Annotated in this window: 10 protein-coding genes; 1 reads left to right on the top strand and 9 read right to left on the bottom strand. The window is 57.8% G+C overall.

Going from position 1 to position 15,052, the window contains the following annotated elements; all coding sequences use genetic code 11:
• Positions 1-176: 176 nt before the first annotated feature.
• The 7 genes from PZA18_RS25235 to PZA18_RS05060 form a co-directional block, all read right to left on the bottom strand.
• The gene (locus PZA18_RS25235) at positions 177-2,924 is read right to left on the bottom strand and encodes a methyl-accepting chemotaxis protein (protein ID WP_331488598.1); all 2,748 of its coding nucleotides are present in this window, start codon (positions 2,922-2,924) and stop codon (positions 177-179) included.
• Between the two features lie 37 nt (positions 2,925-2,961).
• Positions 2,962-3,492 carry a PDC sensor domain-containing protein gene (locus tag PZA18_RS05090; protein WP_284099716.1) on the bottom strand — a complete coding sequence of 177 codons (531 nt, stop codon included), beginning with the start codon at positions 3,490-3,492 and terminating at the stop codon, positions 2,962-2,964.
• A gap of 105 nt (positions 3,493-3,597) precedes the next feature.
• A complete protein-coding gene (locus tag PZA18_RS25230) occupies positions 3,598-6,732 on the bottom strand; it encodes a methyl-accepting chemotaxis protein (protein ID WP_331488597.1) in 3,135 nt (1,044 codons plus the stop codon).
• A gap of 74 nt (positions 6,733-6,806) precedes the next feature.
• On the bottom strand, positions 6,807-7,283 hold the full coding sequence (locus PZA18_RS05075; protein WP_284099715.1) for a chemotaxis protein CheW: 477 nt from the start codon (positions 7,281-7,283) through the stop codon (positions 6,807-6,809).
• A 9-nt stretch (positions 7,284-7,292) separates the two neighbouring features.
• Positions 7,293-9,527: a chemotaxis protein CheW gene (locus PZA18_RS05070; RefSeq protein ID WP_284099714.1), complete on the bottom strand. Its 2,235-nt coding sequence runs from the start codon at positions 9,525-9,527 to the stop codon at positions 7,293-7,295.
• A 16-nt stretch (positions 9,528-9,543) separates the two neighbouring features.
• Positions 9,544-9,909, bottom strand: coding sequence for a response regulator (locus PZA18_RS05065; protein ID WP_284099713.1), 366 nt, complete (start codon positions 9,907-9,909; stop codon positions 9,544-9,546).
• A gap of 59 nt (positions 9,910-9,968) precedes the next feature.
• The gene (locus PZA18_RS05060) at positions 9,969-10,097 is read right to left on the bottom strand and encodes a hypothetical protein (RefSeq protein ID WP_284099712.1); all 129 of its coding nucleotides are present in this window, start codon (positions 10,095-10,097) and stop codon (positions 9,969-9,971) included.
• A gap of 314 nt (positions 10,098-10,411) precedes the next feature.
• Between PZA18_RS05060 and PZA18_RS05055 the strand changes: the two genes are divergently transcribed.
• Positions 10,412-11,509, top strand: coding sequence for a response regulator (locus PZA18_RS05055; protein WP_284099711.1), 1,098 nt, complete (start codon positions 10,412-10,414; stop codon positions 11,507-11,509).
• 83 nt (positions 11,510-11,592) lie between these two features.
• Here the strand turns inward: PZA18_RS05055 and PZA18_RS05050 are convergent, their stop codons facing one another.
• On the bottom strand, positions 11,593-12,516 hold the full coding sequence (locus PZA18_RS05050; protein ID WP_284099710.1) for a cold shock domain-containing protein: 924 nt from the start codon (positions 12,514-12,516) through the stop codon (positions 11,593-11,595).
• A 508-nt stretch (positions 12,517-13,024) separates the two neighbouring features.
• Positions 13,025-15,019 carry a UvrD-helicase domain-containing protein gene (locus PZA18_RS05045; RefSeq protein WP_284099709.1) on the bottom strand — a complete coding sequence of 665 codons (1,995 nt, stop codon included), beginning with the start codon at positions 15,017-15,019 and terminating at the stop codon, positions 13,025-13,027.
• Positions 15,020-15,052: the final 33 nt, after the last annotated feature.

Raw genomic sequence — 15,052 nt, 5'->3', positions numbered from 1 at the left:
GCTCCGCCAGATAGCGCCGATTACCTTGTCACGGTGGCCAGCGCTTCCACCGGCCGGCTCATCTGCGCCTTGTTAATTCTTACCACGCTGCAAGCGGTTTCACGCACCGAGTCTTTGTCGCGGACTGGCAAAGGTCTGTTGACGTGTTGTTTCAGGAAACAACACGTCAACAAAGCCTAAAACTCTTCCCACTCTTCCTGATCCGAACTGGCAGGCTTGGCGGGTCTGGCCAGCGCAGCGGCCGGGCGCGCCGTTGTCGTGGCAACCTTGCGCGGCGCAGCCACAACAACCGCCTTGCTGGGTGACGATCTGCGGCTGGCCCCATCCAGCCGGAAAACCGACACCGCGCTGGACAGAACCCCTACCTGCTGCTCCATGCTCTCGGCTGCGGCGGCAGCCTGCTCGACCAGGGCCGCGTTCTGCTGGGTGCTCTCATCCATCTCGGCCACCGCACGGTTGACCTGCTCGATGCCCGAACTCTGCTCGACGCTGGCTTCGCTGACATCGCTCATCAATGCCGCCACCCGTTTGATCGACTCGACCACCGTCTCCATGGTCTTGCCGGCGTTGTCCACCTGCTTGGTCCCCTCTTCAACCCGGCCAACCGATTCGTTGATCAGCATCTTGATTTCCTTGGCGGCGGTGGCCGAACGCTGGGCCAGACTGCGTACCTCGCTCGCCACCACGGCAAAGCCACGGCCCTGCTCGCCGGCTCGGGCGGCTTCTACTGCGGCGTTCAGGGCCAGGATATTGGTCTGGAAGGCAATGCCGTCGATCACGCCGATGATGTCGGCAATCTTCTTGGCCGAGGCACTGATGTCACTCATGGTGCTGACCACCTGCCCCACCACTTCGCCGCCGCGCTGCGCCACGGTCGAAGCTTCGCCTGCCAGCTTGTTGGCCTCGCGGGAGTTTTCGGCGTTCTGTTTCACCGTGCTGGTCAGCTCTTCCATGCTCGACGCGGTTTCTTCGAGGTTGGCGGCCTGCTGCTCGGTGCGGTGCGACAGATTCTGGTTGCCGCTGGCGATTTCCTTGGCGGCGGTGGCGATGGTGTCGGCCGATTCATTGATTTGCGTCACCAGCTCGCTGAGGCTGGAAACCGTGGTATTGGCACTGTCTTTAAGTCGGCCAAAGATGCCCTGGTAGTCTTTCTCGATGCGGTAGGTGAGATCGCCCTGCGACAGCCGGTCGAGCACGCTGGCCACCTCTTCAAGACCATCGGCCGCTGTTTCAACCAGACGATTGATGTTTTCACTCACCACGCGGAAGAAGCCGTTCTTGCCATCAAGCAGGATGCGCTGTGAAAAATCGCCGTTGGCGGCAGCGCCGATAATGCCGCCGATTTCCTTCTCTGCCGCCACTTCATCAGTGCGGTCCAGCCACTGCACCACCGTCCCCAGCCGCAGGCCGTCTTCGCCATAAACCGGGTTGGCGGTCAAGCTGAAGGTACGGCCGGACAGGGTGATTTCAGATTTGTAGGTGCCTTTCAGACTGGCGAGCAGATCGCGCTGATGCGCTGGATTGCGGTGGAAGCCATCCATATTCGCGCCCAGCAGCTTACTGCTATCAAACTGCGGAAAGGTCTTGCGGATGTCAGCTTCAGCGTGACGCAGCATCTGCACCACGGCGGGGTTCATGTAGATGATGTTGCGATCATTGTCGGCAATCATCACATTGGTGCTGACGTTGTCGAGCGCCGCTTTGATACGGGCATTCTCGGCAGCCTTGCGCCGCTCGATCTCCAGTTTGGCCAGCATCTCGGTCTGGTCCTGCCACTCCATCACCGTACCCAGCCGGCCAGCTTTTACATCGACAATCGGCGTCACCATCAGGTGGATGGTGCGCCCACCCATCTGTATCTGGGTCTCGTACATCTTGTCCAGCTGGCGCAGCATGGCTTGAGACAATACCGCGTTGCTATAAAGCTGATCGACGTTACCGCCTTCCAGCGCACCGGCGCGAAACGCCGGCATGTCTTTACGAATATCCACCTCCGAGTCGTGCAAGGTACGGCGCATGGCCTGATTGCTATAAATCACCACATTGGCTGCATCAGCAATCATCACATTGGTGGCAGAAACATCGAGCGCGGCGCGGATGCGGGCATTGGCGAGGGCTTCTTTCTGCCGTTCGGCCAGTTGGGTCTGCATATTGGCCAGCGCCACCAGCAGACTGCTGCTGTCGCCCGGCTGCAGGCGGATCATGTTATCGAGGTTGCCTCGGCTGATCTCGTTGGCCAGCTGCCTTGCGTCGGCCGGCTCGCCGCCCAGATCGGTGATCACACTGCGATAGACCTTGATGCCAATCAGCAAAGCCCCAAAAAACCCAAAAACCGCAACGACTACTTGCGCCCAGCCAACCCGGTTAAAGTCCGTGGCCAGTTGCGCTTTCGCAGCCTCGCGCTTGCTCTGTAGTAACTCGGTCAGCGTCTCCATACGTTTTTCAAGCGCCTCGAACTGCTTGTAGAACGCGGGATATTGCATCTGCCCCAGCCCATTATTCTTGTAGGCCGCTGCGGCAATGGCTTCGGCCATCTCAAAATACTTTTTCAGCTCGGCATCCGCCGCTTTGGCTGCTGCTTTCACATCGTCATCAAGCGGCAACTGGGCCAGCAGTGCCTGGCTTTTCTGAAAGTCGGCCACATGCTCGGCTCGGGAGTCCTCCAGCCGCTTTTTTTCCTCGGCCGATATCGCCTCGCCACTGGTTGAATTCAGTAGATCCAGCACGTCAGCACGAATCGCATCGTGCATCATGTCCGAATCCTGCTGTGCAGCCATGGCCACGGAATACAACTCAAAGCGGTCGCTATCAGTCCGTAACAGGCTGGTCGCCACAATCGCCAGCAACGCAACAAGCAGCAATGCCGCCAAGGCACTGGATAGCAGTAGCTGCAATTTCGCCTTGAAGCTCAGGTCAGACAGCATGACGCTCCCCCGATTTCTGTACAGTTTTAGTCTCGGCTTAGTGCAAGAGATTGACCTTGACGCCAATGGTGAACGTGCCGATCACGGCATCGCCATCCTTCACCGGCACTGAAACCTGCGACAGCTGGTCACCTGTGCTCTCATCCTGCTTTGGCTTCGAGATATACACCGCCCCTTTGCCACCGGCCCAGGCTTTTTCATATTTGGGCTCATCCCCCTGCCAGTAGTCGCTGGTCAGATGGGTAATCGCCACATTGGCGCCCAGGTTGTCGGTGAGGATGGCTTCAATAAAGTAAGTTCGCGCCGATTGCATCTGTGCAAGCTGCTTGGCGGCAGCGTTGTCCATCAGCTCCCGTGCCAGCGGCACTTCGCCTTTCTTGGCGATCCAGTCCGCGTCGATTGTCTTGATCTTTTCCAGCGTCAGCTTCTTGGCGTTCTGGGCTTTTACGGCCTGCACCACAGCTGGGTGGGCAGCCATTTTCTCGACTTCAGGCACGATGTCATCCACCCCTTTGGCAAAGGCGGTGGCGGCTAACATCATCAGGCTCAGGCTGGCGATTTTTTTCATGGCATTCAATCCTTAGGGCAGTTCAAGACTGTTAGGTGATTAGCGCCAGTACGTTGCTGGCGCCGTACGTTGTGGTCGTGCAAACGGCGTTCGGCCCGCCAACCATCAGAATTCCTCCCACTCCTCTTCATGCCCCTGGCTGGCCATCGGTTTGGGCAGGGCTTTGGGTTTGGCTGTGGCGCTTGCGCGTTGCGGGCTGGCGACCGCTGGCAAGCTGCGGGCCTGACGGGAACGAGGCTGATTGGCCAGCTGGAATACCGAAATCGCCACTGTCAGTGAATCCACCTGCTGCTCCATGCTTTCGGCGGCAGCGGCAGCCTGCTCGACCAGGGCTGCGTTCTGCTGGGTGGTTTCGTCCATTTCGGTGACAGCGCGATTGATCTGCTCGATGCCCGAGCTCTGTTCAACACTGGCCGCACTGACGTCGCTCATTAGCATGGCCACACGCCTGATCGACTCGACCACCGTCTCCATGGTCTTGCCGGCGTTATCAACCAGCTTGGTCCCCTCTTCAACCCGGCCAACCGATTCGTTGATCAGCGTCTTGATTTCCTTGGCGGCGGTGGCCGAACGCTGGGCCAGGCTACGTACCTCGCTCGCCACCACGGCAAAGCCACGGCCCTGCTCGCCGGCTCGGGCGGCTTCCACTGCGGCGTTCAGGGCCAGGATATTGGTCTGGAAGGCAATGCCGTCGATCACGCCGATGATGTCGGCAATCTTCTTGGCCGAGGCACTGATGTCGCTCATGGTGCTGACCACCTGCCCCACCACTTCGCCGCCGCGCTGCGCCACGGTCGAGGCTTCGCCTGCCAGCTTGTTGGCTTCGCGGGAGTTTTCGGCGTTCTGTTTCACCGTGCTGGTCAGCTCTTCCATGCTCGACGCGGTTTCTTCGAGGTTGGCGGCCTGCTGCTCGGTGCGGTGCGACAGATTCTGGTTGCCGCTGGCGATTTCCTTGGCAGCCGTGGCGATGGTGTCGGCCGATTCGTTGATCTGCATGACCAGCTCGCTCAGGCTGGTAACCGTGGTGTTGGCCCCATCTTTCAGCCGGCCAAAGATGCCCTGGTAGTCTTTCTCGATGCGGTAGGTGAGGTCGCCCTGCGACAGCCGGTCGAGCACGCTGGCGATTTCTTCAAGGCCATCGGCCGCTGTTTCAACCAGGCGGTTGATGTTTTCGCCCACCACGCGGAAGAAGCCTTCTTTGCCTTCCAACCCCATGCGCTGCGAAAAGTCGCCATTGGCCGCCGCGCTGATGATGCTCGACACTTCGGCCTCCGCCGCCACTTCGTCGGTGCGGTCGGCCCACTGCACTACCGAGCCCAGGCGCTGGCCATCCTCGCTGTACACCGGGTTGGCAATCAGGCTGAAGGTACGGCCAGACAGGGTGATTTCAGACTTGTAGGTCGTCTTCAGACCCGCCAGCAGGTCGCGCTGGTGTGCCGGATTCTTGTGGAAGGCATCCATGCTGTGGCCAAGCAGCTTGCTGGTATCAAACTGCGGCAAGGCCTTGCGGATGTCGTTTTCGGCCCGCCGCAGCATCTGCAGCACGGCCGGGTTCATATAAATAATGCGGCGCTCGTTATCGGCGATCATCACATTGGCTGAAACATTGTCGAGCGCGGCCTTGATGCGGGCATTCTCAGCAGCCTTGCGCTGCTCGACTTCCCGCTGGGCCAGCATTTCGGTCTGGTCCTGCCATTCCACCACGGTGCCTAACCGGCCAGCTTGCGCATCGAAAATCGGCGTGACCAGCAGCCGGAAGGTACGGCCGCCAATGCTGATGGTCGCTTCGTGGGTTTTATTGAGCTGGCGCAGCAAGCCCTGTTGATGGGCCGGATGCTTGTGAAACTGATCGACATTCGCGCCGAGTACCCCATCGGCCCGGAATTGCGGCAGCTCCCTGCGGATGTCGGACTCGGCCACACGCAGCATTTCGCGCATGGTCTGGTTGGTGTAGATGATGGCGTTGCTGGCGTCGGCAATCATCACATTGGTGGCCGAGACATCCAGCGCGCTGCGGATGCGGGCATTTTCGGCTGCGACGGTACGCTCGCGGCTGATGCGGTCGGCCAGATCACGCCGCATGTCGTCCAATGCGCAGAGCAGACGGGCCGTCTCGCTACTGCCCTCCTCGCGGATCGGTGCCCCATCAAGCCGGCCGTCGGCTATGTCACCCGCCACCTGCATGGCAGTGCCGATCGGCTGGGTAATCGAGCGGGCAATCATCCACGTCAGCCCGACCAGCACGGCAATCAGCAATAGTGATTTCGCCATCTCGCTACGCAAGCGCGACGTTAGCCGGGACTCACGGTCTTGCAAGGCGCCTGTCAACACCACTGAAAGCTTATCTGAGGAATCGAACACCCGATTGATCACCTGGGTGAACTGTTCAACATAAGTTTCTGCGGCAAACGTGGTTTTCCCGTCTGTAGTCAGTACCTTGGTGTTGACGATATCCAGCAAAGACTGAATCGTCGCTATCAGCTCTGCACTCTCTTTCTTTAATGCAGAAGCTTGGGCTTCGGGTAGGCTGGCCGCCGCGTTGTTACTGGTAAAGCCATAGGCACGTAGCCGATCGCCGACGTTCGCACGCAATAACTCAAGCCTGCCCTGCAATACCGGATCAGCCCCGCTAACCGCCAGTAGCTGGGAACCCGTTGCCCGCATCCGCCCCAGCTCTTCCGACAGCGTCGGCAAGGTACTCACCACCAGCAACTGGCTGTAATAGCTACCGGCTTCGGGATCGAGTGCCAGCTTGAACTGGTTGGCACAGGCATCAAGCAGATAGAGCAGATCAATCGCCAGCTCGGTGTGGGCAACAAAACTCTCTCGAGCATCCAATTGCCGGTCATGAACTTTGCCGTGCAGGCTCTCGAAGCGCACTCGCAGATCTCGACCTTTCTGCTGCAAAACCGGCTGGCTGGCCACATCGGGCAAGCTCAGAAACTTGTCGAAGGCTTCGCTGACTTTCTGCTTTTGTGCGATAAATTTTGGCCGTGCCGGATGGCTGTCGCCAGCAGTCAAGACCTGGCTGGACAAGGCACGGTTGATCTGGACATTGCGCAGAATGTCTCTGGCGATATCCAGAGGCGGCAACGCCCGCAGCTCCTCCTTGGTCAGCGCCAGCTCGGCGTTGGTGGCTTGCCAGCGCTCGTAACTGGGAATCAGAAACACCAGCACGGCCAGAATGGTGATGGCCCCCAGCCTGACTGTGAGGCTAAACCGGTTAAAGAAGGCATTCATTGCTACCTCGCCCTGTGTGATAACAGGCTCATCGCCCGCCAGATGAATTCAGCAACCGTCACGATGGGATGACGTCAGAGGGTATCGAACAGTGCCATTTCCTCACTGCTCATCAGGGCCTCGATATCGACCAGAATCAGCATCCGGTCGCCAATCGTGCCCAGCCCCTCGATGTAGTCGGCCTTGACGGCAGCCCCGAACTCGGGCGCCGCCCGGGTCTGGCCTTCGTCCAGTCGCAACACATCTGACACCCCGTCAACCACAATGCCCACCACCCGCTTTCTGACGTTGAGGATGATGACGACGGTGAATTCGTTGTAAGTCGGCTCGCCTAAGCCAAATTTCAGACGCAGATCGACGATGGGCACGATAGCTCCGCGCAGATTGATCACGCCTTTCACGAATTCCGGCGCATGGGCAATCCGCGTCACCGCATCGTAGCCCCTGATTTCCTGCACCTTCAGGATGTCGATGCCGTACTCCTCGGCGCCGAGGGTAAAGATCAGGATCTCGCGGCTTTCAGTATTGGCGAGCGCATTCGAGACAGTCATGTCAGCTCCTCAGGCAGTCTGGGTTGCAGGATGGCGGCTGCGCGTCATACGAACGAGCGCCGGCACATCAATAATTAGTGCTACCCGGCCATCGCCCATGATGGTGGCACCGGATATGCCGGCAACCTTGCGGTAGTTGGTTTCGAGATTCTTGATGACGACCTGTTGCTGGCCCAGCAGATCATCCACCTGCAAGGCCACCCGTTCGCCATCCGACTCCAGAATCACGCACAGGCCCTGCGACGGATCGGGATAAAGCGGCTTGGCGCCAAACACCTCATACAGGGCCACCAGCGGCAGGTATTCCTCCCGCACCGAAATGACCCGTCCATTGGCTGCCACGGTGCGCAGATCCTGCTTGCGTGGCTGCAAAGATTCGGCGATGAAGCCAAGCGGAATCAGATAAATCTCGTCGCCCACCGATACGCTCATGCCGTCGAGAATCGCCAGCGTCAGCGGCAGACGCAGCGTCATGGTGGTGCCGACTCCGAGCATCGACTCGATGTCGATGCGTCCGCCCATCTGCTGGATATTGCGGCGGACCACGTCCATGCCGACGCCTCGGCCCGAGATGTCGCTGACCTTGTCGGCCGTGGAGAAGCCCGCTTCGAAAATCAGGGCAAAGACTTCACCGTCGGTCAAACTATCGCTGACGGACATGCCCCGCTCGCGGGCCTTGGCCAGAATCTTGTCGCGATTGAGGCCGCCCCCGTCATCCATCACCTGAATGACGATGCTCCCCCCTTGGTGAAAGGCACAAAGCGTCAGGGTGCCGGTCTCTGGCTTGCCTTTGGATCGCCGGACTTCCGCCGATTCGATGCCGTGATCAAGGCTGTTGCGTACCAGATGGGTCAGTGGATCGGACAACTTTTCGATAAACCCTTTGTCCAGCTCGGTCTGCTCACCAATCAGCTTGAGGTCGATCTTCTTGCCCAGCTGTCCGGCCAGATCGCGCACCAGCCTTGGAAAGCGGTTGAACACGGCCGAAATCGGCAACATGCGTATCGACATCACCGCTTCTTGCAGCTCACGGGTATTGCGTTCCAGCAGGTCGATGCCGGACAGCAGCTTTTCATGCGCCGTCGAATCGAGCACCTGTGCGCATTGGGCCAGCATTGATTGTGTGATCACCAACTCCCCCACGAGGTTGAGCAGCTGATCCACCTTGTCCACACCCACCCGGATCGACGCGCTCTCAGCTTGCTTGGCATCAGACTTGGCTTCTGCCTTGCCTTCGGGTTTGGCTTCGGGTTTGGCTTCGACTTTGGCAACCGGGGCCGGGGCTTTGGTCTCGACGGGCTTAGCCGCTGGCGCAGCGGCCACCGGGGCAAAAAAGCCATAGCCTTCGCCATCAGCCAGCATCGTCGCGGCAGGGGCGACGGGCGCCGCAGCTGCCGGCGCCGCATCGGGCATGGGTTCGAATAGACCGAAGGCCGGGTCTTCAACGACAGCCGAGCTGGGTGCCGGCGTTGCGGCAGCAACCGGCTCGGGCTCGACAAAGAAGCCGAAGGAATCATCGGCATTCGCCAACGCCGGATCGAAGAAACCGAATGTTTCGGGTTCGGGCGCTGGAATCGGGCCGATCTTGATGGCATCCGGCGGCAGCAGGAAAGCGAGGCTATCCTCAAGCTCGCTGGAGGCAGGACCGCCAGCCGGCACATCAATCACCAGCGGGGTATTCACCCCGACTTCTGCCGGAAACTCGATGATGCGAGCGCCTTCAAACCGGGTCAGTTCGCTGAGGACACCGCCCCAATCCGCTTCCGGCGAGATGAATATCTGGGCGCGATAGGCTTCGCTTGCCCGCTTGAGGGGGGCACCGCTCTGCGCGGGCGCCTTGCTGGTCGCGGCACCATCATCGTTCAGCATCTGTTGCAGGGCGGTCACGATGCTGGCAATGGTCTCGGCCGGGACGTCATCCCCCCCGCGATGCGCCATCACCAGCGCTTTCAGTGTGTCACCTGCAGACAGCACCACATCGACCATATCCTTGCGGAGCTGGCGCGTCCCCTTACGCACCCCGTCGAGCAGGGTTTCCAGCTCGTGGGTGATGTGGGTCATGTCATCAAAACCAAAAGTCCCGGCCCCGCCCTTGATCGAATGGGCAGAACGGAAGATCGCGTTGAGCGCTTCCGTATCGGGCGCGTCAAGATCCAGCCCCAACAACAGGGATTCGAGTGAGGCCAGATGCTCTTCGGCTTCGTCGAAAAAGACGTCGTGGAACTGCGAAAGATCAATCGTCATCGCCAGCTCCGTGCAGTTAGCCTATGAGTTTGCGGACAACCTCAAGCAGCTTGTGGGGATCGAAGGGTTTGATCAGCCAGCCCGTCACCCCGGCAGCCCGCCCTTTCTGCTTCATCTCATCGCTGGACTCAGTCGTCAGCACCAGTATCGGCACCGACTTGTACTCGGGCAGCGCCCGCAACGCCGCAGTCAGCGCAAAGCCATCCATGGCCGGCATGTTGATGTCAGTCAGCACTAGGTCATAGGCAGCCGCTTTGGCCTTGGTCAGCCCTGCCGAGCCATCATTGGCATCGACAACCTGATAGCCGGCACTTTTAAGCGTAAAACCCACCATCTGGCGAATAGAAGGTGAATCATCGACGGTAAGAATGGTTTTCGGCATGGTCTTCGAAACTCCGGGCTATTGCGTCGTTTGAAACGAATGTCGGCGATGGCTTCTGGTCACATGGCCAGTGCTGACGGTCGGTATTGCCGTTCGTCGGCAACCGGCCGCACCGAGTCTCCCCAAAACTTGATATAGACGAGGTTGAGCCAACCTGCGTAGGCAAAGCGTGACTTCCTGCGCAACATTTCTGCCCGCTACTGTGGTCGATGCGACGCTTTGCACAGAGCAACCCGTCAGCTGCCAGACAGGCATTCCCACCTTGTCACGCAATGCACAGCCCTTCCCTTTCAGACTGCCCCTAGCCGGGCTTGGCCGTCATGCCGGGCAAGCCCGGCACCTGGCCAACATGGCTTAATCTTCCAATGCCCAAACCGCCATCGCATGATGGCAACGTCTGTTGGCGTTTCGTTTCCGGTCGTGCCGCAGTTTGTCCTTGTCCTGCAGGGCTTCGGGTTATAGTCTGAAAGCAGGTTGTCCCCTTCCCCGCCAGAGCGAGAGCATGAGCGACAAAATCCTGATCGTTGATGACGATGTTTTTATCTACCAGCTGATGAAGGCCGTGCTGGAGCGAGACCACCAGATTGCCTACGCGCCGGATGGCCGCTCGTGCATGGAAGCCATCGCCGTCGAAAACCCGCAGCTGGTCTTGCTGGATATTGAAATGGCCGGCATGAATGGCTACGAAGTCTGCCGCGAGATCAAGGCCAAGCTGGGCGATGACTCCCCCGCTGTGATTTTCGTCTCGGCGCATTGCCGACCGGAAGATAGACTGGCCGCCTACGACGTCGGCGCTACCGACTTTGTCACCAAGCCACTATCGCCTGAAGAGTTATATCGAAAGGTCGAGCAGACGCTGAAAATGCGCAGTGAGGTCGCCGCGCTCAAGCAGTCAGCGTCTGACGCCATGGGCGTGGCTATGTCTGCGATGTCGGATACCAGCGCGCTGGGCATCGTCATCCAGTTCTTCCGGCGTATGTTCACGCTCGGTGACGCACAGGCACTGGCAAAAGCCATTCTCGATTCGATGAATGAATACGGCTTGTCTGCCGCCGTCCAGATCCGCCAAGCCAGCGGTAACGTGACACTGAATTCTGATGGCCGAACCAGCGCCATGGAGAATGTGCTACTCACCCATTTGGGGGCAGAGGGCAAGCGCATTGTCGATTACAGCAATCGTACCGCCTTCAACTACGGGGCGATTTCGGTGCTGATAAAGAATATGCCGATGGACGACAGCGGCCTGTATGGCAAATTGAAGGATTACCTGGCCTTGCTCGTGGAAGGCGCATCGGAACGGTTGAAGTCGATGGAAACCGAGGCGCTGAGCAAGATCGTGGACCGCACCAAGGAAATCCTGACACTGATCGACCGTGGCTATAAGCAGCAACAGGCCGATACCTTCGAAGCCTTCAACACCATGATGCGCGACTTCGAAGATGCCCTGCTGATGCTGGGGCTGAAGGAGTCACAGGAAAACATGCTGGTGCAGATCGTGCAGGGCGGCACCCAGGCAGCGCTGGATGCCTACAAGCGCGGGCTGGAAATCGACAAACATCTGGCAACCCTGCTGAACGAATTGCACGGTGGCGGACGTTAGGGCAAGTAAAAAGCCGTGCAGTGATTGCCTGCACGGCTTTTTATTGGCAACTCGGGCTGTGCAGCCCAAGGTTTACGCGATATCTACTCAACAAATTCCACTTCTTCCTGATCAGGCATCTCTGCCCCCAGGCAGGTTACTTCCTTGGCACAGACACCCCGATGATTTTCACCGAGGTAGTACTGCACCTTGTCGCCAACCTTGAGTTCATTGAAGTCACGGTTATTGACATCCCGCCAGTAGAAGAAAACTTCACGCTCGCCAGAGTCCGGCTGGATAAAGCCAAAACCTTCCTTCAACTTGTAAACCGTGCCGCGCTGATGGGTGGAATTGCCAATCTCGGGCTGACTGGCCGTTTCGTCGGCATCTCTTAGCAGAGGCGTACGCTGGCTGACAAAAATGCCATTCAGATCGGAATCGGACTTCAAGGCACGGTCATCAATCACTTGATGCATCATGATCGGATAGGTCGCCTCGTCGAGCAGGGTCTGCGCAGTACGGGTTTCCTTCTCATCCCCCGACTGGTCGGTGTACTTGAAATCCCAGCCCAGCAGCATGACTCTTGTTCCCAGCGTATTCAGCTTACGCAGCAGGGGCAGGAAGTCCCCATCGCACACAATCAGGGCAATTACATCAAATTCTTTGTGCAATGCGGTTTCATAAGCTTCGAGCGCCAGCCATACATCAATGCCCTTCTCGCCTTCCGGGCCTAGCGGCAGGTAGTGGGTGGTCACCCCGGCACGCATCAGTACATCATCAAAGACCCGCTCTTTCATCAGGTAGTCACGATGCAGGGCCTCCTGCGCCCGCAGACGACCCCGAAAATAATGCGCATCAACAATCTGGCAATAGCGCACATCGGTGTTCTCACAATCGGCAACTTTTTTGCGTACAAACGCATGCAGCCCGTCAATACTGATTCGCGCTCGGCGTGGATGGTGATAATTGTAGAAATTACTGACGTGCGAAAAAAAATTACCATCGTAAAAGACCCCGATTCGGGTCAATCTCTGACTTCCCATAGCTTGAATATGCCTCAATAAATAATGATCTAACTCGAATGTGTCTATGCCTTGCCTCGGCGGGCGGCATCTTATCATAGCTGCATCGTGCCAATGCAGAGCCGCCTGTAAACACCAAAAATAATCTTGTAAAGCAGTTAATACTTATATTGCATTTTATGTAGCACTCTGAGCACGGGTCATATTTAATAATTATTGCGGACCCCGATCCACACCAAACCGCACGCCATTTAAACGAAGAAGCGCTGTAACTGGCTTCCACGCTGGGCTAGCGCCAAGTGTGGCCCCCGCATACCTGACATCTGCCGAGCCATCCACTGGCAGGCATCACCCTGATTTTGCAGATTTAAGCGATACACTAAACCAATCCGCCCCATCATGGGTAATTATCAGATTGTCGGTCAATTCAATCAAATACCATCTGGCTTATCAAATCCGTCATTAGACCTAAATGCAATAAATTGTTTAAGTCTTATGTCCTGCATGATTAGGCTCAGGATTTGTTGCCGCCAAGGCCGGCCAGCAAATTCTGTAATTTGGCTTTACCTTCGGCGCGCGTCACGGCAGGGCCATCTTTTTTTCTACCGGACATACGTATCTCGTCTTCCGGCAACTCGGCAATAAAGCGCGATGGCTCGACAATCTGCCATTCGCCGGCCCGTTTGCGTTTACTGCAATAACTGATTGTCAGACTACGCTGGGCTCGGGTAATGCCAACGTACATAAGCCGTCTTTCTTCTTCGACCATGCCATTATCGAGAGATTCTCGGTGCGGCAATATGCCCTCCTCGCAGCCGACCAAAAAGACATGCGGATATTCCAGGCCTTTCGAGGCATGCAAAGTGGACAGTTTGACCGCATCCATTTCACCTTCATCCCGTCCTTCCAGCATGGTGATCAGGGCGATGGTCTGGGTCAGTTCGATCAGGTTCTTGCCATCCTCTTCACCCTTGCGTTCCAGCCAACCCACCAGATCCAGTACATTTTTCCACTTGGTTTCACCCGCTTTGCCGGGTTCGCTGTCGTAGAGCCAGGTCTCGAAGTCGATGGCGTGCAACAGCTCGCGCAGCACGGCGCCCGCTGGCTCGCGCCTTGCCCTGTCTTGCATGCGGTTGATGAAGTCCCCGAACATCTTCAGTGGTGCGTACTGCGCCGCCCCGACTTCATGCTCGAATGCAATTTCAAACAATCCTTCAAACAAACTGACCTTGCGCCGGGCCGCATAATTGCCCAATTTTTCAAGGGTGACATTGCCGACACCACGCTTGGGTGTCGTGATGGCACGGATGAATGCCGGATCGTCGTCTTCATTGGCAAACAGGCGTAGATAGGCCAGAACATCCTTGATTTCTGCGCGATCAAAAAAAGACTGCCCTCCCGATAGCACGTAGGGAATTTTATGGTTCCGCAACTGCTGCTCAATGATGCGCGACTGGTGATTGCCTCGATACAGAATGGCGTAATCAGAAAAATTGGTACGGTGCTCAAATTTGTGCGCCAGCAGTCGCATGGCCACCAGCTCGGCTTCGTGCTCTTCATCTTTGGCTTCGACGACCTGTATCGGGTCGCCAATGCCCAGTTCACTCCACAACTGCTTCTCGAACAGCTTGGTGTTATGGGCGATCACCGCATTGGCCGCCTTCAGAATCCGCACTGTGGACCGGTAGTTCTGCTCAAGCTTGATGACTTCGAGCTTGGGAAAGTCTTCCTGCAGCAATCGCAGGTTGTCGAGGTTGGCGCCGCGCCAGGCATAGATCGACTGGTCATCATCGCCAACTGCCGTGAACATGCCACGCCAACCAGTCAGCAGCTTGAGCAACCGGTATTGGCAGGTATTGGTGTCCTGATATTCATCGACCAATAGATAGCTGAGCCTGTTCTGCCACTTGAACAGCACTTCGGAATGATGCTCGAACAGCTCGACCGGCAGACGGATCAGGTCATCAAAATCAACCGCCTGATAGGCCTGCAGGGTGTCTTGATATGCACGATAGATGCGGGCCAGTCGCAGCTCTCCGTCGCTTTGGGCTTCCACCAGCGCTCGATCAGGGCCAATCCAGTCATTTTTCAGCCGCGAAATCTGCGACTGTACTTTGCGTATTTCCTGCTTGTCGGTGGTGGCAATCTGGTCGGAAATGAGTTTGGCGCTATCCGCCGCATCCAATATGGAAAACTGCGGCTTGTACCCCAGATGCTGGGCCTCCTGGCGCACGATCATCAGCCCCAGTGAGTGAAAGGTGGTAACGGTCAGGCCGCGTGATTTGGCGGGGTCGATCAGGCTGGACACCCGTTCCTGCATTTCGCGTGCAGCCTTGTTGGTGAAGGTAATCGCCGCGATATTGCGGGCTTGATATCCCCCTTGCTCGATCAGATAGGCGATCTTGTGGGTGATGACGCGGGTCTTGCCACTCCCAGCCCCGGCCAGCACCAGCAAAGGGCCATCCAGGTGCTTGACCGCAGCGCGCTGTGGGGGATTCATCGAATGCATGGTGATCGGCGTTCAGGAAAGGGCCGGCGATTT

Source organism: Parachitinimonas caeni, from assembly GCF_030129945.1.
In the GTDB taxonomy this organism is placed as follows: domain Bacteria; phylum Pseudomonadota; class Gammaproteobacteria; order Burkholderiales; family Chitinimonadaceae; genus Parachitinimonas; species Parachitinimonas caeni.
Note: the sequence above shows the minus strand (reverse complement) of the source record. Positions and strands in the feature narration are given on the sequence as shown.

Bases quoted from the DNA above. Each gene is read 5' to 3' on its own strand.
- PZA18_RS25235 (WP_331488598.1), bottom strand. From the start codon at position 2,924: ATGCTGTCTGACCTGAGCTTCAAGGCGAAATTGCAGCTACTGCTATCC.
- PZA18_RS05090 (WP_284099716.1), bottom strand. From the start codon at position 3,492: ATGAAAAAAATCGCCAGCCTGAGCCTGATGATGTTAGCCGCCACCGCC.
- PZA18_RS25230 (WP_331488597.1), bottom strand. From the start codon at position 6,732: ATGAATGCCTTCTTTAACCGGTTTAGCCTCACAGTCAGGCTGGGGGCC.
- PZA18_RS05075 (WP_284099715.1), bottom strand. From the start codon at position 7,283: ATGACTGTCTCGAATGCGCTCGCCAATACTGAAAGCCGCGAGATCCTG.
- PZA18_RS05070 (WP_284099714.1), bottom strand. From the start codon at position 9,527: ATGACGATTGATCTTTCGCAGTTCCACGACGTCTTTTTCGACGAAGCC.
- PZA18_RS05065 (WP_284099713.1), bottom strand. From the start codon at position 9,909: ATGCCGAAAACCATTCTTACCGTCGATGATTCACCTTCTATTCGCCAG.
- PZA18_RS05060 (WP_284099712.1), bottom strand. From the start codon at position 10,097: ATGTTGCGCAGGAAGTCACGCTTTGCCTACGCAGGTTGGCTCAACCTC.
- PZA18_RS05055 (WP_284099711.1), top strand. From the start codon at position 10,412: ATGAGCGACAAAATCCTGATCGTTGATGACGATGTTTTTATCTACCAG.
- PZA18_RS05045 (WP_284099709.1), bottom strand. From the start codon at position 15,019: ATGCATTCGATGAATCCCCCACAGCGCGCTGCGGTCAAGCACCTGGAT.